This is a genomic window from Polaribacter sp. BAL334 (genome assembly GCF_015767435.1).
Taxonomy (GTDB): domain Bacteria; phylum Bacteroidota; class Bacteroidia; order Flavobacteriales; family Flavobacteriaceae; genus Polaribacter.
Genome location: NZ_JADWOV010000285.1, coordinates 63,514 through 85,360, shown reverse-complemented (window position 1 = coordinate 85,360; position 21,847 = coordinate 63,514). Strand labels below are relative to the sequence as shown.

The following is a 21,847-nucleotide window of genomic DNA, read 5'->3' as shown; positions in this document are numbered from 1 at the left end:
ATGATTTCAGTTTTGATTGTTGGGAATGGCAATGTGGGAACTCAATTATTTGAGGCTTTTCAGTCTTTAAATAACCTGAAAGTACAATTGATTTCTTCTAGAAATTTAAAAAATATTCCAGCAGCTGAAATTACCATCATAGCAGTTGCTGATGATGCCATTGGCGAAGTTTCTTCCCAAATTTCAAATGATTTTGTAGTCCATACTTCTGGAAGTGTTCCTTTGTCAGGTCTTGAAAATAGCACTCGAAAAGGTGTTTTTTATCTCTTACAAACTTTCAGCAAAGACAAAAAAGTTGATTTCACAGAAGTCCCTTTTTGTTTGGAAGCAAGTACCGAAAACGATTTGAAATTACTTGAGAAATTAGCCCGCTATTTAGGTAAAAAAATATATCACATCACCTCTGAACAACGCAAAGCAATTCATGTTGCTGCTGTTTTTGCAAATAATTTTACGAATCACATGTATAAAATAGCGAATGATATTTGCGAAACACATCAAGTTCCTTTTGAAATTTTACATCCATTAATCAAAGAAACTGCTGAAAAAATTAAGGTCTTATCTCCTTCCTTAGCGCAAACAGGACCTGCCCTAAGAAAGGATGCAGAAACGATAAAAAATCATTTATTTTTGTTGTCGGAAAAACAACAGGAAATCTATAAAATCATCACAAAATCCATACAAAATGACGCTTAGTTATAAACAATTATTGGCAAATATCACCACTTTTATTTTTGATGTTGATGGCGTATTGACCAATGGAATGCTCACCATAATGCCAGATGGAGAATTGCTACGCCACATGAATGTCAAAGATGGATATGCCATGAAAACTGCTTTGAATAGTGGGTTCCGAATTTGTATTATTTCAGGTGGTACCAATGAAGGCGTGCGAAAAAGGTTAGCTCTTTTGGGTATTGAAGATATTTATTTAGGAGCACACAATAAAATAGTTCAATACCAAGAATTGGTAAAAAAGTACGATTTAAAACCCGAAAATGTGTTGTATATGGGCGATGATTTACCCGATATTCCAGTAATGCAATTGGTAGGATTGCCCTGTGCTCCTAATGATGCAGTGCCTGAAGTCCAACAAATTGCGAAATATGTTTCAAATCAAAAAGGTGGTGAAGGCTGTGTGCGTGATGTGATTGAACAAACCATGCGTGTGCAACAAAAATGGAATACTTATTTTGATGCTCAAATTTAATATATCATGAAAAAAATTCTTTTTACAGCACTATTAGTAGTAGCAAGTTTTAGTGTACAATCACAAACGATTTTTGGTAAATGGCATTCCACGAACGAAACAACTGGCGAAGTAGATTCAGTCATTGAAGTATATGAAAAAAATGGAAAAGTCTTTGCTAAAATTATTGATATCAAAGACCCAAAACGAAAAAATGCGGTGTGTGATTTGTGTTCAGATGAAAATAAAAACAAACCCATTTTAGGATTAAACATTCTTACTGGCTTAGAAAAAGATGGTGACGAATGGTCAGGAGGAAAAATTTTGGATCCTAGAAATGGTAAAGTTTATAAATGCTACATCAAGTTAGAAACTGAAAACAAACTAAAAATTAGAGGATTTATTGGTTTTTCTTTGATTGGCAAAACTGCTTATTGGACACGAGCATTGTGATTTTAGTTTATATATTTACTATCCAAATTAATTTTAAAATCCAATAATAATTTCATTTCACTCATTTTTAAAAATATCTTTAAATTGTAAAATCTAAACAAAATATTCTTAACACCATTTTAACTATAACAAGTTAAACTTAGTTGGAAATTTGCTGTCAAACTAAAATAACCTAAAACATATCGTTTTGACTAAAAAATATTCATTTTTGATTTTTTGTCTCTTTTTTACAACTTTCTTATTTTCTCAATCCCCTTCCACTGAAAAAGAAATTACGCTAACAGGAAAAGTTGTAGACCAAACAACCAAACAACCCCTAGAATACGCAACAATCATTTTAAAAAATACTAAAACAGCTAAAATCTCAGGAGGAATTACAGATGAAAAAGGATTGTTCAATGTAAAAACTCCTGTCGGAAATTATGAAATAAGTATTGAGTTTATCTCATTCAAACCCGCAAAATTCCCCGCCCAAAATATTACCGCTGATAAAAATTTTGGAACCATCAAATTAAGTGAAGACAACAAAAGCTTGGATGAAGTTGTCATCATTGCAGAAAAAACAACTGTGGACATTCGCTTGGACAAAAAGGTTTTTAACATCGGAAAAGATTTGTCAATTCGTGGAGGAAATGCTAGTGATGTATTAGGAAATGTTCCTTCAGTGCAAGTAGATGTTGAAGGAAATGTAAGTTTACGTGGCAATGATAACGTAACGATTTTGATTGATGGAAGACCAAGCGCTTTGGTGGGTATTAACGGCGCTGAAGCGTTGCGTCAAATTCCTGCGGAAGCCATTGAAAGAGTTGAAGTAATCACTTCTCCATCAGCAAGATATGATGCTGAAGGTACAGCTGGAATATTGAATATCATCTTGCGTAAAAATCAATTGAAAGGATTTAATGGTTCAATGCAATTGGATTTAGGAATTCCTGAGCGTTATGGAAGTGCATTGAACTTTAACTTGCGTTCAAAAAAATGGAATTTCTTCACCAATACTGGTTTTAGATATAATGCTGTTCCTGGAAATGCTTTCAACGATTCTGAATATTTTTCTCCAACAGCACAAAATGCAAGAGTGGTTGAAACTAGAAATTTTGACAGATTAGGAAGATCTCTTTTTACTAGTTTTGGAACAGAATATTACATCAATGACAATTCAAGTATTGTTGCCAATATCGTTTATAATTATGGAAATGATGATGATGTAAATACAAATATCATAAATCGTTTTGATCGTTTAGGAAATATCAATGAAGCAACTTCACGTATTGAAAACGAAAGTGAAGATGAAAAAAGAGTGCAATACACTTTAGATTACGTGAATAATTTTGATGGAAAAGGAAAAAAACTTACCGCAAGTTTGCAATTTTCAAGTGAAATAGAAGATGTTTTAAATGATATACCTGAAATCGATAGGGAAATAAATTTTCTTGATGAATTTGAAAATGTTATAGAAAGACAAAATGAAGATAGTGCTCTATTACAAATAGATTATGTACATCCTATTGGAGAAAATATTCAATACGAAGCAGGGTATAGAGCAAATTACAGAGATATTTTTAATAGTTTTTTTCTTGAACAAACCGATTTTAAAAATAATAAACCTACAGAAATACTAATCGATAATAATTTTAATTATAAAGAATTAGTAAATGCTGCTTATTTTCAATATGGTCAAAAGTTTAATAAAATATCAATACTTGGAGGTTTACGTTACGAGCATACTTCTATAGTAGTTGATCAAATGATTATAAGCTCTCCAGCCAAAAGAAACTACGGAAATCTATTTCCAACACTGAATATTGGAATTGAGACCAAAGAAGGTGAAAATGTGACTATTGGTTATAACCGAAGAATTAGAAGACCAAGAGGACGTAGTTTAAATCCTTTTCCAAGTAGATCTAGCGAAACAAATATTTATACAGGAAACGTGGATTTGAATCCGGTTTTTACAGATGCTTTCGATATAGGCTACCTGAAGCGTTGGGAAAAATTTACCTTGAGTACTTCTGCATATTACAACATCAGTAGAGATAACTGGGAATCTATTCAAGAAAATACTGGAGATATCACAGACAATGGAGATGCAATTTTAAGAAGATTTCCTATAAATTTATCTACCTCAAAAAGAGTTGGTTTCGAGTTTACATTGAATTACAAACCTTTTAAAATTTGGAATATCAACAGTGATTTCAATGTATTTCATGTAACTACCAATGGTGATTATACAAATCCTACTTCAGGATTTACACAAAATTTCGATTTCGAAAACACCTCTTATTTTATTAGGTTGAATCAAAAAATATCATTGCCTAGCAAAACGGATATCCAAATCAACTCTAATTATAGCGGTCCTTCACAAAATGCGCAATCTAAAAATAAAGGAATTTTCAGTATGGATTTTGCAGCTAGTAAAGAGATCCTAAAAGAAAAAGCAACCATCAACTTTAATATTAGTGATGTTTTTAACAGTCGTAAGAGAATGAGTACTGTTACTATTCCAAATTTCACTGAACAATACAGCGAATTTCAATGGAGAGAGCGTCAAATTAGTGTGAGTTTTATTTATCGTTTTAATCAAACAAAAATTGATAAAAAGAAAAACGGAAATCAAGAATTTAATGGTGGTGAGGAATTTGAAGGATAATTTTTAGCACCCAAAACCAAATAAAAAAACCGTTGAGAAATTTTCAACGGTTTTTTTATGGATATTGGCAATGTAGCCTTTTAACTATTTCAAAACACTTGCAACCATGACTCCAATTTTAGCAGGAGAACTCACCACGTGTATTCCGTTTTCAGCTAAAATTTTCATTTTTGCTTGAGCAGTATCATCAGCACCACCAACAATAGCACCTGCATGTCCCATCGTTCTTCCAGCAGGAGCAGTTTGTCCCGCAATAAAACCAACTACTGGTTTTCTATTTCCATCAGCTTTGATCCATTTTGCAGCTTCTGCTTCAAGATTTCCACCAATTTCACCAATCATTACGATAGCATGCGTTTCATCATCATTCATCAATAATTCAACAGCTTCTTTGGTAGTTGTCCCAATAATAGGATCTCCACCAATTCCGATGGCTGTTGAAATTCCAAAACCTTGTTTTACAACTTGATCAGCAGCTTCATACGTCAATGTTCCTGATTTTGAAACAATTCCAATATTTCCTTTTTTAAAAATAAAACCTGGCATAATCCCCACTTTTGCTTCTTCAGGAGTAATAACTCCTGGGCAATTGGGACCAATCAATCTGCACTCTTTATTTGAAATATAGGCTTTTACTTTAGCCATATCAGCAGTTGGAATTCCCTCAGTAATACAAATAATTACTTTGATACCTGCTTCAGCAGCTTCCATGATGGCATCAGCAGCAAAAGCTGGCGGTACAAAAATGATAGAAGTATCAGCAGCAGCTTTATCTACAGCTTCCTTTACAGTATTAAAAACCGGTTTTCCTAAGTGTTCTTGACCACCTTTTCCTGGTGTTACTCCTCCAACAACATTGGTTCCGTAATCAATCATTTGACCAGCATGAAAAGTACCTTCACTTCCTGTAAAACCTTGAACAATAATTTTTGAATTTTTGTTAACTAAAACACTCATGGATAGATTTTTTTATTTGTGGTGCAAAAATAGTTCTTTGAAAGTTTTTAAAAAAACGTTTTTATAAATTCTTTTTGTCTTTTAAGAATAGTTTAATTGCTGCCATTTCTTTTAGCTTTTCTCTTGATTCTGCAATGGGCGTTCCAAAATAGGTTTTCCCTCCTGCAACTGATTTGGTAACTCCTGTTTGACCTAAAATAATGGCTCCTTTTCCAATGGTAATACCACTATTCATACCAACTTGCCCCCAAATAGTCACTTCATCTTCTATAATTACACAACCTGCAATTCCGGTTTGAGAGGCAATCAAGCATTTTCTGCCAATTACAGTATCATGTCCCACATGCACTTGATTGTCAATTTTTGTTCCTTCTTTAATAGTTGTATCTCCTGTAACACCTTTATCAATAGTACATGAAGCACCCAAATCAACATGATCTTCTATCACAACACGACCACCAGAAAGTAGTTTGTCAAAACCTGTTGGACGCTTTTTGTAATAAAAAGCATCTGCTCCTAAAACCGTATTTGCATGAATCGTGACATTGTTTCCAATAACGGAATTGTCATAAATAGAAACATTGGGATGAATGACACAATTTGCACCAATTTTCACATTGTTTCCAATAAAAACATTCGGTTGAATAATAGTGTTTTCTCCTATAATTGCAGTATCAGAAATGCTATTTTTAGAGGCAATAAAAGGATTGAAATGAATGGTTAATTTGTTAAAATCACGAAAAGGATCCTCTGAAATTAGCAAGGCTTTTCCTTCAGGGCAATCCACTATTTTATTGATTAAAACAACAGAAGCAGCAGAATGCATTGCTTTGTCATAATACTTTGGATGATCTACAAAAACAATATCTCCTTCACGAACCACATGAATTTCATTGATTCCTTTTATTAGAAAATTTTCATCTCCAATAAACTGACATTGAAGTATTTGAGATACTTCTTTTAAAGTGTAAGTTCTATTAAAATCCAACGTAAAATTTGATGTTTGTGATGTTAAAAATTGAATTCATTTCAAGAATAATCTGTTGCAAATTACTCTTTCATTCGCTCTTGATAGGTTCCTTTTGCAGTCTCAATTTTGATTTTATCTCCTTCATTAATGAACAAAGGTACATTCACAATAGCCCCAGTTTCTACAGTTGCTGGTTTTGTTGCATTGGTTGCTGTATTTCCTTTTACACCTGGTTCTGTATGAATTACTTCTAAAATTACACTTAAAGGCATATCAACAGAAAGTGGCATGTTGTCTTCAGTATTGATGATAATCGTTACAATTTCACCTTCTTTCATCAATTCAGGAACATCCAATGCACTTTTAGGCAATTGAATTTGCGTATAATCTTCTTCATTCATAAAAAAGTACGTATCTCCTTCATTGTATAAATACTGAAATTTGTGCGTTTCTACACGAACGTCTTCAATTTTTCTTCCACCTGGAAAGGTATTGTCTATTACTTTTCCATTGGTAACACTTTTTAGTTTTGTTCTTACAAAAGCAGGACCTTTTCCCGGCTTTACGTGTAAAAATTCAATAATTTTATAAATATCATTGTTATAACGAATGCATAATCCGTTTCTAATATCTGAAGTAGTTGCCATTAAATATGTATTTGTTAATTTATTTTTGAATATCCTTTCATAATTCCACGATGCGATTCTTTGATAAATTGAATGATTTCATCACGCTCTGGAGTTGCTTCCATTTCCGCTTCAATAATATCAATCGCTTGTGTATAATTGTAATTTCTTTGAAATAAAATTCGGTAAATATTTTGAATTTCTCTTATTTTTTCTGTGTTATACCCTCTTCTTCTTAGTCCAACAGAATTGATTCCAACATAAGAAAGTGGTTCTCTTGCGGCTTTTACATAAGGAGGAACATCTTTTCTAACCAAGGAACCTCCTGTTACAAAAGCATGTTTTCCAATAGAAGCAAATTGATGAACAGCAACCATTCCTGCTAAAACTACATTATCCCCTACAGTAACATGACCTGCAAGTGTTGTATTATTTGAAAAAATAACGTTGTCACCTATCAAACAATCGTGCGCAATATGACAATAAGCCATAATCAAACAATTGTTTCCTATCACAGTTTTCATTCTATCTTTAGTTCCTCTATTGATGGTAACACATTCTCTGATCGTTACATTATCTCCAATTTCAACAGTAGTTTCTTCGTCATCAAACTTCAAATCCTGAGGAATTGCAGAGATAATAGCTCCTGGAAAAATTCTACAATTATTGCCTATTCTTGCGCCTTCCATAATAGTTACGTTCGAACCTATCCAAGTTCCTGAACCGATAACTACATTGTTATGAATGGTTGTAAAGGGCTCAATAACAACATTTCGTGCTATTTTTGCTTGGGGGTGAACGTACGCTAGTGGTTGATTCATGTTATTTTATTTTTGAAATTTGCGCCATCAATTCAGCTTCAGCTACCAATTTTCCATTAGCATACGCATAAGCTTGCATGTGACAAATACCTCTTCTTATAGGTGTGATTAAATCACATTTAAAAATCAAAGTATCTCCTGGTAATACTTTTTGTTTGAACTTTACATTGTCCATTTTCATGAAATACGTCAAGTAATTTTCAGGATCAGGGACAGTACTTAAAACCAAAACACCTCCACATTGAGCCATTGCTTCTACTTGTAAAACACCTGGCATTACAGGAGCACCAGGAAAATGACCTACAAAAAAATCTTCATTTATTGTTACATTTTTCATACCAACTACATGACTTTCAGATAATTCTATAATTCTGTCAATCAATAAAAAAGGTGGTCTATGTGGCAAAATATCCATGATTTGATGAATATCATATAATGGTGGTTGATTCAAATCATAAAACGGAACATTATTTCTTTTGTCTAATTTAATCAGTTTAGACAACTTTTTTGCAAACTGAGTATTTACAAAATGCCCAGGTTTGTTGGCAATCACTTTTCCACGAATTCGCATTCCTACCAAAGCCAAATCTCCAATTACATCTAGTAATTTATGACGTGCAGCTTCATTTGCCCAATGCAAAGTCAAATTATCTAAAATTCCGTTAGGTTTTACTGAAATCTTATCTTTTTTGAAAGCAGATTTTAATTTTTGCATCGTATTTTCTGACAATTCCTTGTCAACATAAACAATAGCATTGTTCAAATCTCCTCCTTTAATCAAATCTTTTTCTAACAACATTTCTATTTCGTGCAAAAAACTAAATGTTCTTGCTCCAGAAATTTCGGTTTTGAAATCAGTAATTTTATCTAAAGTTGCGTTTTGTGTACCAAGTATTTTAGTGCCAAAATCAACCATAGTAGTGATTTGATAATCGTCAGCTGGCATTAAAATGATTTCACTTCCTGTTACTTCATCTTTGTATGAAATAATTTCTTTTACGATATACTCTTCAATTTGAGCATTTTGCTCTTGAATTCCTGCTTTTTCTAATGCTTCTACAAAATATTTAGAAGAACCATCCATAATGGGAGGTTCAGACGCATTGATTTCAATAATCAAATTGTCAATATCCAAACCAACAGCAGCTGCTAAAACATGCTCTGAAGTTTGAATTTGAACACCATTCTTTTCAAGGTTTGTACCTCTTTGAGTGTTCACAACATATTCAGCTTTTGCTTCGATTACTGGTTGTCCTTCTAAATCAACTCTCACAAATGAAAATCCATGATTTATGGGAGCTGGTTTTAAGGTCATTGTTACATTGTTTCCTGTGTGCAATCCTACACCTGACAATGAAATTTCTGATTGAATTGTTTTTTGCTTTTTACTCATTCCTTTTTATTTTGAGCTTTCCATTCTTTTTCTAAATTATTTACTGATGCTGCAATCTTTGGCAAATTTCTAAAATACACATAACTTTTATTGAAATCACCATAACCAAATGCAGGAGAACCTTGCACTACTTCATTGTCTTTCAGATTTTTAGAAATTCCTGATTGTGCTTGAATTTTTACACCATTTCCAATAACCAAATGACCAACAATGCCAACTTGCCCACCAATCATACAGTTTTCTCCGATTTTGGTTGAACCCGCAATTCCTGTTTGAGCAGCAATGACTGTATTTTTTCCAATTTCAACATTGTGTGCAATTTGAATTTGATTGTCCAATTTCACTCCTTGTCTGATAATGGTAGAACCCAAAGTTGCTCTATCAATACTTGCTCCTGCTCCAATATCCACATAATCTTCAATAATTACATTGCCTATTTGAGGAACAGCTACATAATTTCCTTCTGCATTGGGCGCAAAACCAAAACCATCTGAACCTATCGTACAATTGGAATGAATTTTACAATGATTGCCAATCTGCGTTTCAGAATAAATTTTTACTCCCGAATGCAACACACAATGATCACCAATTACAGTATTATCACCTATATAGCAACTTGGATAAATTTTCACATTGTTCCCAATTTTTACGTTTTCTCCAATATACGTAAAGGCTCCAATGTATTCATTTTCCCCAATTTTTGCTGAACTTGAGATATAATTGGGTACTTCTCTTCCTAATTTATTGTTTTTCACTTCATTGTAAAATTCAAGTAATTTTGAAAAGGATTTGTACGCATTTTCAACTTTTATCAAGGTAACTTTCAACTCTTTTTCAGGTTGAAAAGTATTATTTACAATCGCAATGGAAGCATTTGTAGTATATAAATAAGGTTGATATTTTGGATTAGACAAAAAAGTCAATGAACCTTTTTCTCCTTCTTCAATTTTCGACAGTTTAAAAACCTCCTCATTTTGGTTTCCAACGACTTCGCCGTCTAAAATTGCTGCTATTTGTTGTGCTGTAAATTTCATTAACTGCAAAAGTATAAAAATAATCGTTATTTGGCTACAACCAATTTATTTTGGATAACAAATAATATGTTTTACCACAGGTTTTGTCAAGGCTTGCAAATTCAATTGGTCTGATGCTTTTGCAATATCTTTTAATTTTCCTTTTTTATTGATGATGTAAATCGGTTTTTGAGTTGTATATGCCTGATTTTTAATTTCTTGAGTAAAAACAAAATAATTGATTTCAGCCTCGTTCAAACCTAATTTCTGTTGAAATTTTTTCCTCTTTTGAGATACTTGAAGTGCTGTAAATGGTTCATTTTGAATTTCTACTTTCAATAATTTTCGTTCTACAATCATTTTTGACAAAGTTGAAAGTACTTTATCATCATGATGCATCCATTCTTTTATGGATAATAAAATGTCATAATCATCTAATTTTGAAAACATTTCTAGGGTAACATCAGAAAAATTCTCTTTGTGAATATCATTGTATAAAAAATATCGAAAAGCCTTACTTGCAAAAAGTTCAACACCTTTTTCAGCCAATTCTTTGGCTCTTTTCAAAACGTTTACCAACATATTTTCAGCAACCAAACCTGTTTTATGCAGGTACACTTGCCAATACATCAAACGTCTGGCAATCAGGAATTTTTCTACAGAATAAATGCCTTTTTGTTCAATGACCAATTCATCATCAGCAACATCCATCATCACAATCAATCTGTCAGATGAAATATTTCCTTCAGTTACTCCTGTATAAAAACTGTCTCGTTTTAAATAATCCAACCTATCAATATCTAATTGACTACTAATCAATTGACACAAAAATTTGCGTGGATATTTTCCTTCAAAAATTTGAATTGCCAAGGTCAGTTTTCCATCAAATTTCTGATTCAATTTGTGCATAAATTGCAAAGAAATTTCTTCGTGCGAAACTCCATGTACCAAACTATGCTCCAAAGCATGCGAAAAAGGACCATGACCTATATCGTGCAACAAAATAGCCACATACAACGCATTTTCTTCTTCATCTGAAATGTCAACTTGCTTAAAACGAAGCACTCTAACCGCTTTTTGCATCAAATAAATACAACCCAAGGCATGATGAAAACGCGTATGAATTGCCCCTGGATATACCAAACTTGACAAACCCATTTGCGCAATTCTTCTTAAACGTTGAAAGTACGAATCTTCAATAATATCAAAAACTAATGAATTGGGAATTTGAATAAATCCGTAAATAGGATCATTTAAAATTTTTAGTGTATTTGGCATTTTTTATTTCAAAATTGACTTTCTATCAATTTGGATGCAAATTACGAACTATTTTATTTTTGGCAATATTTTATCATTTTAAAACGATGATTAAATAACAAAACTGTACTTTTAACGTTATTTCTTAAATTTTTTAAAAGCGATGAGTGATATACATATTTTATGGGTAGATGATGAAATTGAATTGTTAAAACCTCATATCCTTTTTTTAGAGCGAAAAAATTATAAAGTAACTACTTGCACCAATGGCGCAGATGCTATTGACTTGGTAGATTCCATCAATTTTGATATTGTTTTTTTAGATGAAAATATGCCTGGTTTATCGGGTTTGGATACGCTTGCCGAAATCAAGCAAAAACAGGGAAATTTGCCTGTGGTCATGATTACCAAAAGCGAGGAAGAATATATCATGGAAGAAGCAATTGGGTCTAAAATTGCGGATTATTTGATCAAACCTGTCAATCCAAATCAGATTTTATTAACGCTGAAAAAGAATTTAGATCATTCACGACTAATTTCTGAAAAAACCACTTCCAATTACCAGCAAGAATTCAGAAAAATAGCTATGGATTTGTCTATGGTGAATAGTTATGAAGAATGGATTGAGTTGTATAAAAAATTGATTCACTGGGAATTAGAGTTAGAAAACATCAGTGATTCTGGAATGTTGGGTATTTTAGAAAGTCAGAAACAAGAAGCAAATTCACAGTTTTTTAAATTTATCAAAAAGAACTATGAACACTTTTTAACAGCCCATGACAAACCAACATTTTCGCACACCCTTTTTAAGGATTATATTGTTCCAGAAATCAGTAAATCTCAGGGAGTTGTTTGGGTTATTATCGACAATTTACGGTATGACCAATTCCGAGTTTTAGAACCTTTGATCAATAATCATCATAAAAAAGAACACGAATACTCCTATTTTTCTATTTTACCAACAGCAACACAATACGCTAGAAATGCCATTTTCTCAGGATTAATGCCTTCTGAAATGGAAAAAAGGTTTCCCAATTATTGGAAAAATGACACTGATGAAGGAGGAATGAATTTACACGAACAAGATTTTTTAACTGCTCAAATAAAACGTTTGGGTTTGGATATTCAACATCAGTATTATAAAATTTCTTCTTTAAAAAGTGGTAAAGAATTGGCTGATAATTTCAACGGAACCAAACAAAATGATTTGACTACGATTGTCTATAATTTTGTAGATATTTTATCACATTCCAAAACAGAAATGGACGTTATCAAGGAATTGTCTGGAGATGACAAAGCGTATAGAAGTTTAACACTCAGTTGGTTTCGGAATTCTCCTTTGTTTGAAATTATTCAAAAAGCACAGCAATTAGGACAAAAATTAATCATCTCCACTGATCATGGAACCATCAATTGTAAAACGCCTACCAAAGTAATTGGCGATAAAAATATCAGTTCGAATTTGCGTTACAAAACAGGAAGAAGCTTGACATTTGAAGAAAAAGATGTCTATGCTGTTCGAAATCCAAAAGACATTTTTTTACCAACAATTGCCATGAATAGTCCGTTTATTTTTGCAAAAGAAGACTTGTTTTTTGCCTATCCAAATAACTTCAATCATTTTGTAAATTACTACAAAAATACCTATCAACATGGAGGAGTTTCATTGGAAGAAATGATTATTCCTTGTGTGGTTTATAGTCCTAAATAATTAATACAAGAAATGTTTAAACAAAAAAAGACTGTCTAAAATGACAGTCTTTTTTTGTTTTTGATATCTTACATGGATTATCTAAAAAGAATTTTAGATGTTCCGTAATTAGTTTCTGAACTTACTACTTTTATAAAATAAATTCCTGTTTTTACTTTGAAATTAAAGTCCAATTCATTCTTGCCAATAGTTAATTTGGTTGGCGCGCTGTAGATTGTTTTTCCAGTAATATCATACAAAGTAACCATTGCTTCAGAATCCGTTTTGCTGAATAATAGTAAATTTACAGTTCCTTTTGAAGGATTTGGATAGGTGATAAACTCGTTTTCAAAAGTCTCTTCTTTTTCAACAATTATTCCATTTGAACCTGCTACTTTCACAAATTTCACATCAGAAATTGTTAAATCCAATTCTTTTGTTTGCGCTTCAACAGGCAAGAATGTGAATGTTAACGTGGTTAAATCATCAGCAACCATTTTTTCTTGAGTGCCTGTTGAACTGAAAATTTCGAATGGAACATAATAAGTTTGTTCTTCATTTGATACATCAACCATCAATCTGTATTGTTTTTTCCAATCTTCAATAGATGATTTTATCAATCCCAATTCCATCAATCCACTTCCTTTTGCAGTGAATGACACATAATTGTAATCTGTGTAATCAGCTGATAAAGTTCCTGGTAATAGCGATTTGTAAAGTGTTAAATAATCGTATTCACTAGTTGCTTTGATTTCAACATTTCTGTTGATTGCATATTCATCATCTTTATACTCTCTATCAAAATTGTTTGAAACAAAGTATTTTTCAATTTTCGTGTATTTTGAATCGAAATCCAATCCCCAATTTCCATCAGCATGATAAAAGGCATCTTCTACTTCGCCATTTACTTTGATTAACGCATCATATTCATAACCATCAGCAATGTCAATTCGTAAAAACTGATCTAATTCAGTGCTAATTGGATTGTATCTGTGCTTTAAATTATTGGTTGTTTCTGAGTACATTTCATCCATAGTAACCTCCACATTTTGACCCATTTGAGTACTTTTCAATTTCACGACCAAGTCAGATTTTTCTCTATAAATTTTGGCTGCAAAAGTTTTTGGTGTCTTATGTTTTTCATTTTGAACAACAGGAATAAACGATTTCAAATTCGCTAAAATATCTTTCACCAATTTTTGAGTATCCTCAGGATTTGTTGACCACACTTGGAAATTATACATGTCATTGAACTTGGTATAATTATTCACATACCAGTTTGTTTGGATGCTGTAATTTCCATCATTATTGTTTTTAGCAACTGCAAATGAAATAGCATGTTCCACAACACCATTTCGTTGTTTGATGGCTTGCATTAAGAAATTATAACCTTCTAAATTTACTGATTTTACAGTCAAAATTTCAGCACCACGCAATCTGTCACAAGACGCTTTTGTGTGGTTATACACTTTGTCAGAAGTTTTGATACCTAAAACAACCCCTTTAGTTTTTCCGTCGAAAGAGAAATCTACAGACAATACTTCATCAGCAATGGTGTAATCCAAAATATCTGTTGGAGAAGTTACGTTTGCCACATCACCAGCAACCAATCTTTCAGGAAACATATCTAACATGGTTTGACCTTTTCCTTGATAAGGTTGTGCTTGTTTTAGTTTTGCTTTGTTATAAAGGTTTTCTTCCGATTTTACAAACTCAGTAGGAATGCTATTTTTCTTACGATTTACATAGATTTTTGATATAGCATCACCCAAACTTTCAGATTCTACACCACCAGCATTTCCAGTAGTAACTTCATTAGAAGTAATCGTTATTGGAACAATAAATGTAGTTGTACAATCAGCACTTGTTGCAGTAACTGCAACTTCAAAAGCTCCTGCTTCTGTAAATTCGTACGTAATTGGATTGTGATTTACATGCATTCCAGGACCAATTCCAGGTAAAGTCCAAGAGAATTCAGTGAATGAAGCTGCATTTTCAACAGTAAAACGTTTGATGATTTTCCCAGCAATTGAAGGTAAGGTTTCAACAGTTACTATAGGTTGCAAAACAGGCAATACTTCAACCATTACTGTTTTTATATCTACTCCATAGCTATTTGTTGCAGTAAGCGAAACCGAATAATTTCCTGGCGTTGCATAATTTTTGGTAGGATTCATAACAGTACTTGTTGTCCCATCTCCAAAATCCCATAAATATGTGATAGGAGCTTCAGGTTGAACTGAACCACCAGTATTTGTCAAATTATCAAAAGTAAAAATATTTGCATCAAAACATTGTGGATTTACATTGATATTGAAATCCGAAGTTGGAGCAACACCCACAATTGGAGGACAAGTTGTAGAAGCTGCAAACTTTTCACAATGAATAGTTCCTCCTTCATGGATGAACGATTTTGCAATTACTTGGCCATAAATATCTGCTTTATTTATAGATTTCTCAATTTCCGCAAAAGGAGCAAAAACAGTTCCGTAAATTGTTTGATTTCCAATAATGTTTAAAGTAGTTGTATTGAAAAAATTGTATAGTACATATGGACTGTCTGCAGGTGCAAAACCTTGTTGTTCCCAAACATCCCAATTAAATGTTCCTGCTGCATCAACATTGATGATTAATATTCTATCTGCATTAGCAACTCTTTGTGCTTCAAAAATTCTTGCTGAATTTAAATCAGCTCCAGTTATATTTAAATAGTTGACACCATTATTTAAAAATATTTCTGTATGATTAGGCAATCCTGTATTAGGAATTGAATTGCCAAGATTGTCTTCTAAAACAGCATTATTGGCATTTAAAGATAAATTTGTAGCATTCGTTCTTAAACTTTGGAAAGCTCCAGCAAAATCTAACAAATTCGCTTCATAAACTGGGTTATTTCCTGAGCTTACTCCAAAAGAAGGAGAATTGTTTGTCATTTGAATTCTTGAAGAAGAATTGTACACAGCATTTGGAGTTACTCTCATTGGTGCAGGTGCACTCAATTCATCAAAATACCAAGCTACAGAACCAGCATTATTGCCAATTTTTGCATAATAATTTGGATTGACAATGGTTAACAATCCATTTGGATTTATTGAACCGCTTGGAGGACAAACATCTGTGGTTGTTTTGGTAACTTCAAAATTATCAATAAGATTTCCATAACTTAAATTGTTAAATGGGCTACTTGAAATTGCTTGAAAAACAAAATACACCTTATTTTCTCCAGCAGGAACAGTATATGAACCTGTATAATTTTGCCATGCAGTATTTCCTGTGCTCATTGTTTGAACTGAAGTTGCCGCATTTAATGAACCTCCTATTTTTACTTCAGCTACATCTACTCCTGCTCTACCTCTATGCCATATAGACCAATTTAATACGGAACCTGGTTCCGCACAAATCACTTGATACAAAGCAGCTCTTTGAGTTGCATTGATTTCTGCATGAAATCCACCATTTTGAGAAGGCGAACTTAAAAATCCAGATTTCCAGATTTCTATTCTACCATCTGTTGATGTTGTGTTCCATCCAGGAATATCTTCTTGTTTTTTTTGTACCCAAGTTGATGGATTTACATTTTCTTCAAAACTTCCATTATTTACAATAGTTGGATCACCACAATTGCAATCATTATCAGTTGTATTGATTACAGTATTTAATGGATAATTCACTTTATTACCTACTAAAAGTCCTGTTTTTAAACCATTTGTATCAAAATCTCCACAATCATCAGTTGCAACATTATAATCTCCTCTGATTGTCAAATCATTTCCAACAGCCATGGCTCCTTTTGTTTGGCTTTCTTTAACATTCAAATTTTCTTCTACAAAAACATTGAAACCTTGAGCAGGTGCTGTAGGACTTTGATTACAATTATAAACAGTATTTACGGTGACAGTGACAGTTGCTGTTGAAACATCACCATTTGCATCTGTAATGGTGTATTGAAAAGTATCAGTTCCTGTAAAATTTGCTGCTGGCGTATATAAAATTGTATCATCCAAAGGATTATTTGGAGTTCCACCATCATCAACAGTAATTGTTCCTCCGTTTGCAGATGTTGGTAAAGGCAATGAAATTGTACCTAAATTAGGACCATCAACACCAAAAGTATCGTTCAATAAAACATCAATAGTGTTTGCAGGACTGTTTTCATCAGCATCAAAAGTATCATCAACTGCTGTTGGTAAATTGATGACTAAAAGTGCATTTCTTGTTACTGAAGAACAAATATTATCAACATTTGACACTACAATATAATACTCAGAACCACTTAAACCAGCACTATTACTGATGTTTAAATTAGCTGAATTTGTACCTGAATACAATCCAGAATCTGTCAAAGCAATTCCCCCATTTTCAGGATCACCTAAATACCATTGATATGAAATAGACGCATTTGCATTTCCTGGTGTACCATACACTGGTGAACCACTGTTATAGCTAGTTGCTGATTCAGAAATTGCAACAACAGAAAATGAAGCTGATTGACCATTTGCAACATTTTGGTTGATTGGATTTGTTGTAACATTCAATTGATGAGCTAAATATTCATTTGAGGTTACTCCATTATATCCATTAATTCCGCCTGTAACTTTTCCATTAAGATCTATTCCAGTACCATCAAGTTTTCCATCATTATTAGCGTCAACTCCACCAGATTCTATTACATCAAAACATCCATCTCCATCAGAATCTAAATCTTGTGAGTTAGGAAATCCATCTTCATCAATATCACAATTTATAGCTGTTCCATAAACCCTTCCATTAATATAAGTAGGACCCGTAACTAATTGTGACAGAATAAAGTTATTAATTGAATTTGCATTCCAACTAAAAGCATTAAAACTATTTCCATTAAATAACTCTAACTCAAATAAAGGGCCGTTTGCCACTTTACTACCGTACATTTTTACTGATAGATTTTCATCAATTACAAACCTAATAATTGGAGTGTTCGGATTTATAGCGTTTCCAAATTGATAAATTTGTGGAATGCCACTTACACCCCATCTACTTCCATCTTTAAAACGAATATTTTGTCCTGTAGGGGTTTGATTTTGCTGAAATTGAATTTCTTGAGTTGTTAATGGAGTTCCATTTATCGTTAAATTGAAACTGTTATCCATTCTAGTAACATCTAAAATAAATCCGTTACCAACTGAATTTAACGAGTAGTTTACAGAATTTCCATTACTCACAGCAAAAGGAGTAACTCCAATTAAAACTTCGCATTCTTCTGTATCAAGTATTCCGTCATTGTCATCATCTAAATCGATGCTATTTACAATTCCATCTCCATCACAATCATTTGCTATAACACACTGAGCATTTGACGAGAAAGTAAACATGAAAAAAGTGATGATGAAAAACCCAAGTTTATTTATAGAATAAACAAGTGAGAGGTTGGTTTTTTGATAGTTAATATTCATAAAAGATGATTTAATAGATACCTATTGACTTAGGGGGAGCTCATCAATTATAACAACAAATTTTTTATTGGGTTGCAAATGTATATAAAATTACAAAAAAAACACCATATTTCATTGAAATACAGTGCTTTTTTTAAGTGTTTTTTTTTAAAAAAAGTTAAGAAAACGATTTCTTAAAACTTTCGATTGCATCTTCATACCCTTTTTTTATCAATTCTTGGATTTGTTTTGTGTCTGATCCATTGAATTTTGATAAATCTGGTTGTAATAAAATAGATGCCTTTCTTGTTTGAAATTTATTGGTTTTTTGAATCAAAAAATGGAAACTATTCAAAATAATATCTAAAATATTGTTTGGTTTTTGGTAGGTGTGTGAGGAATTCAAATCTACCGCAATCACAAATTTTGCTCCCATTTCTTTTACTGTTTTTACAGGAATATTCTCTGCAATTCCACCATCAACCAACATTTTTCCATCAAATTCAATAGGTTTATAGATTCCTGGAATGCAAGTACTAGCCATAATTGCTGTGGCAACAGAGCCTTTATTAAGTACTATTTTTTCACCATTTGAAATATCTGTTGCAATGATGGCTAATGGAATCATGGCATCTTCAATATTTTTATCTCCAATGTGTTTTATAGACAATTCACCTAATTTTTCATTGGTTAACAAGGCAAATTTTGATAATGTGATTCCAGAAATATCCATCCATTTTATTTCGGATGCTATATTTTCTATTTCTTCCCAGGTTTTTCCGAAGGCTACCAATGAAGCAACAAAGGCACCAATACTGGTGCCTGTGATGTAGTTAACATTGATATTGTGTTCGTGTAAGGCTCGCAAAACACCTATATGTGCTGCTCCCAAAACGGCTCCTCCACCAAGTGCCAATCCTATTTTCTTCATAATGTATTTAGTTCAAATCGTAACGATCTGCATTCATCATTTTCGTCCAAACTTTTACAAAATCATGCACAAATTTTTCTTTGTGATCGTCTTGTGCATATAATTCTGCGTAAGCACGTAAAATGGAATTTGAACCAAAAATCAAATCAAATCTGGTAGCTGTCCATTTGGTAGCGCCCGTTTTTCTATCTACAATGTTGTATAGATTTTCAGCAGCAGGTTTCCAAGAATAACTCATGTCTGTTAAATTTACGAAGAAATCGTTTGTCAATACACCCACTTTATCAGTAAAAACTCCGTGAGAAGTTCCTCCGAAATTGGTTCCTAATACTCTCATCCCTCCTAAAAATACCGTCATTTCTGTTGCAGTCAAACCTAACAATTGCGCTTTATCAAGCATCAATTCTTCTGGTTTTACATCATAATTCTTTTTCAAGAAATTTCTGAAAGCGTCATGCAATGGCTCTAAAACATCAAAAGAAGCTGCATCTGTCATTTCTTGTGATGCATCTCCACGTCCTGCCACAAAAGGAACTGTAATTTTTACACCAGCTTCGTGTGCTGCTTTTTCAACGGCTGCAGTACCTGCCAACACAATTAAATCAGCCAAACTTACTTTTTTAGACAAACCTGATTGGATTTCAGTCAATTTGTTCAACACTTTTTGCAATCTTTCTGGTTCGTTTCCAACCCAATCTTTTTGTGGAGCTAAACGAATTCTTGCGCCGTTTGCACCACCTCTGTAATCAGAATTTCTAAAAGTTCTTGCACTATCCCAAGCAGTAGCAATCATTTCTGATGAAGACAACCCTGAATTTAATAATTTTGATTTTAAATCTGCAATTTCAGCATCAGATAACGTGTAATCTACTGTTGGAATTGGGTCTTGCCAAATCAATTCTTCAGTTGGAGCATCAGCACCTAAATACCTGTTTTTTGGACCTAAATCTCTGTGTGTCAGTTTAAACCAAGCTCTTGCAAATACATCTTTGAAATATTCATGATCTTTGTAAAAACGCTCAGAAATCACTCTGTAAGCAGGATCCATTTTCATTGCCATATCAGCATCTGTCATGATTGGATTTCTTCTTACTCCTGGAATGTGTGCATCAAATGGTTTGTCCTCTTCTTTGATGTTGATTGGTTCCCATTGCCAAGCACCTGCAGGACTTTTCTTCAATTCCCAATCATGCTCTAATAGTAAATAGAAATACGATTGATTCCATCTATCAGGAGTAGTTGTCCAAGCTCCTTCTAATCCACTTGTTACAGTGTCTTCTGCATTTCCTTTTCTTGTTGGATTTGCCCAACCAAAGCCTTGTTCGTGAATTTCACCACCTTCAGGACTTGCGCCTAAAATAGAAGCATCTCCATTACCATGTGCTTTTCCAACAGTGTGACCTCCAGCTGCTAATGCCACAGTTTCTTCATCATTCATTGCCATACGTTTGAATGTCAAACGAACGTCGTGAGCTGTTCTTAATGGGTCAGGATTTCCGTCAACACCTTCTGGATTCACATAAATCAATCCCATTTGCACTGCTGCTAAAGGGTTATCTAGCGATTCACGATTGGTGTCATCTTGATAACGATTTCTTGTTGCTACCAAAAATTCTTTTTCACTTCCCCAATTGATTTCTTTTTCTGGATGCCAAATATCCTCTCTTCCTCCTGCAAAACCAAACGTCTTAAAGCCCATTGATTCATACGCCATATTACCCGCTAAAATGAATAAATCTGCCCAAGAGATACTGTTTCCATATTTCTTTTTGATAGGATATAACAATCTTCTTGCTTTGTCTAAATTTCCATTATCTGGCCAACTGTTTAACGGTGCAAAACGCTGATTTCCTGTATTGCTTCCTCCTCTACCATCAGCAATTCTGTAAGTTCCTGCAGCATGCCATGCCATACGAATCATCAAACCTCCATAGTGCCCCCAATCTGCAGGCCACCAATCTTGACTAGTAGTCATAAATTCTTTTAAATCCGTTTTTAATGCTTCTAAATCTAATTTTTCAAAAGCCTCTTTGTAACTGAACTCTTCTCCTAAAGGATTCGTTTTGGTATCATGCTGATGTAAAATATCTAAATTGATATTTTTAGGCCACCAATCTGTTACTGAATTGGTTTCTTTTGTGGTGTTCGCTCCATGTCCAAAAGGGCATTTTGCGGCTCCTGATTGATTCATATTATTTTTATTTTGGTTAAACTTATACTCTATTTCTTTGAAAAAAATACTTTCTGAAATCTCTAAAATGAGTTGTAAATTTAAGGATTTTGATTGACCTAGCAGTGTTTTTTCTTTCTTGTTTTTTATAATCATATAGACAAACCTTATACAAATAAGATCTATCAATAAGAAAATGATATACCGTAAAAAGCAGTTTATGAATTAAACTATTGGGAGTAATTGAATTTTAAAATGTTTTGCCACGAATTCAAGAATTTTTTATGAACATGAATCCAATAAATTCAAATTTTCA

Annotated in this window: 15 protein-coding genes; 5 read left to right on the top strand and 10 right to left on the bottom strand. The window is 33.0% G+C overall.

The genetic code is table 11. The annotated features are described in order from the left end of the window. The 4 genes from IU405_RS08580 (at position 1) to IU405_RS08565 (ending at position 4,292) form a co-directional block, all read left to right on the top strand. Complete coding sequence (locus IU405_RS08580; protein ID WP_197438200.1) at positions 1 to 696, top strand: Rossmann-like and DUF2520 domain-containing protein; 696 nt, start codon at positions 1 to 3, stop codon at positions 694 to 696. After that, positions 686 to 1,210, top strand: coding sequence for a KdsC family phosphatase (locus IU405_RS08575; RefSeq protein ID WP_197438199.1), 525 nt, complete (start codon positions 686 to 688; stop codon positions 1,208 to 1,210). Before IU405_RS08580 ends, IU405_RS08575 begins: the two co-directional genes overlap by 11 nt. Positions 1,211 to 1,216: 6 nt before the next feature. Then, a complete protein-coding gene (locus IU405_RS08570) occupies positions 1,217 to 1,642 on the top strand; it encodes a DUF2147 domain-containing protein (RefSeq protein WP_197438198.1) in 426 nt (141 codons plus the stop codon). Positions 1,643 to 1,850: 208 nt separating this feature from the next. Beyond that, complete coding sequence (locus IU405_RS08565; protein ID WP_231749632.1) at positions 1,851 to 4,292, top strand: outer membrane beta-barrel protein; 2,442 nt, start codon at positions 1,851 to 1,853, stop codon at positions 4,290 to 4,292. An 84-nt stretch (positions 4,293 to 4,376) separates the two neighbouring features. Here the strand turns inward: IU405_RS08565 and sucD are convergent, their stop codons facing one another. The 7 genes from sucD to IU405_RS08530 all read right to left on the bottom strand — a co-directional run bounded on the left by sucD (position 4,377) and on the right by IU405_RS08530 (position 11,350). Then, the gene (sucD, locus tag IU405_RS08560) at positions 4,377 to 5,249 is read right to left on the bottom strand and encodes a succinate--CoA ligase subunit alpha (RefSeq protein ID WP_197438196.1); all 873 of its coding nucleotides are present in this window, start codon (positions 5,247 to 5,249) and stop codon (positions 4,377 to 4,379) included. 61 nt (positions 5,250 to 5,310) lie between these two features. After that, entirely contained in the window at positions 5,311 to 6,237 is a 927-nt protein-coding gene (locus IU405_RS08555; RefSeq protein ID WP_197438195.1) for a UDP-3-O-(3-hydroxymyristoyl)glucosamine N-acyltransferase, read from the bottom strand. 62 nt (positions 6,238 to 6,299) lie between these two features. Further along, positions 6,300 to 6,866, bottom strand: coding sequence for an elongation factor P (gene efp / locus IU405_RS08550; protein ID WP_197438194.1), 567 nt, complete (start codon positions 6,864 to 6,866; stop codon positions 6,300 to 6,302). Positions 6,867 to 6,880: 14 nt separating this feature from the next. Next, the gene (gene lpxA, locus IU405_RS08545; RefSeq protein WP_197438193.1) at positions 6,881 to 7,666 is read right to left on the bottom strand and encodes an acyl-ACP--UDP-N-acetylglucosamine O-acyltransferase; all 786 of its coding nucleotides are present in this window, start codon (positions 7,664 to 7,666) and stop codon (positions 6,881 to 6,883) included. A 1-nt stretch (position 7,667) separates the two neighbouring features. Further along, on the bottom strand, positions 7,668 to 9,059 hold the full coding sequence (locus IU405_RS08540) for a bifunctional UDP-3-O-[3-hydroxymyristoyl] N-acetylglucosamine deacetylase/3-hydroxyacyl-ACP dehydratase (RefSeq protein WP_197438192.1): 1,392 nt from the start codon (positions 9,057 to 9,059) through the stop codon (positions 7,668 to 7,670). Beyond that, complete coding sequence (gene lpxD / locus IU405_RS08535) at positions 9,056 to 10,093, bottom strand: UDP-3-O-(3-hydroxymyristoyl)glucosamine N-acyltransferase (RefSeq protein ID WP_197438191.1); 1,038 nt, start codon at positions 10,091 to 10,093, stop codon at positions 9,056 to 9,058. The genes IU405_RS08540 and lpxD overlap by 4 nt, the downstream gene beginning before the upstream one ends. 45 nt (positions 10,094 to 10,138) lie before the next feature. Further along, positions 10,139 to 11,350 carry an HD domain-containing protein gene (locus IU405_RS08530; RefSeq protein WP_197438190.1) on the bottom strand — a complete coding sequence of 404 codons (1,212 nt, stop codon included), beginning with the start codon at positions 11,348 to 11,350 and terminating at the stop codon, positions 10,139 to 10,141. A gap of 142 nt (positions 11,351 to 11,492) precedes the next feature. Here IU405_RS08530 and IU405_RS08525 point away from each other — a divergent pair, with 142 nt between their 5' ends. After that, positions 11,493 to 13,040: a bifunctional response regulator/alkaline phosphatase family protein gene (locus tag IU405_RS08525; protein WP_197438189.1), complete on the top strand. Its 1,548-nt coding sequence runs from the start codon at positions 11,493 to 11,495 to the stop codon at positions 13,038 to 13,040. Between the two features lie 77 nt (positions 13,041 to 13,117). On the opposite strand, the gene IU405_RS08520 is transcribed toward IU405_RS08525, so the two are convergent. The 3 genes from IU405_RS08520 to katG all read right to left on the bottom strand — a co-directional run bounded on the left by IU405_RS08520 (position 13,118) and on the right by katG (position 21,552). Then, on the bottom strand, positions 13,118 to 18,451 hold the full coding sequence (locus tag IU405_RS08520; RefSeq protein WP_197438188.1) for a collagen-binding domain-containing protein: 5,334 nt from the start codon (positions 18,449 to 18,451) through the stop codon (positions 13,118 to 13,120). Positions 18,452 to 18,608: 157 nt separating this feature from the next. Then, entirely contained in the window at positions 18,609 to 19,361 is a 753-nt protein-coding gene (locus tag IU405_RS08515) for a patatin-like phospholipase family protein (protein WP_197438187.1), read from the bottom strand. 7 nt (positions 19,362 to 19,368) lie between these two features. After that, positions 19,369 to 21,552, bottom strand: a complete 2,184-nt coding sequence (gene katG, locus IU405_RS08510) for a catalase/peroxidase HPI (protein WP_197438207.1) — start codon at positions 21,550 to 21,552, stop codon at positions 19,369 to 19,371. Positions 21,553 to 21,847: the final 295 nt, after the last annotated feature.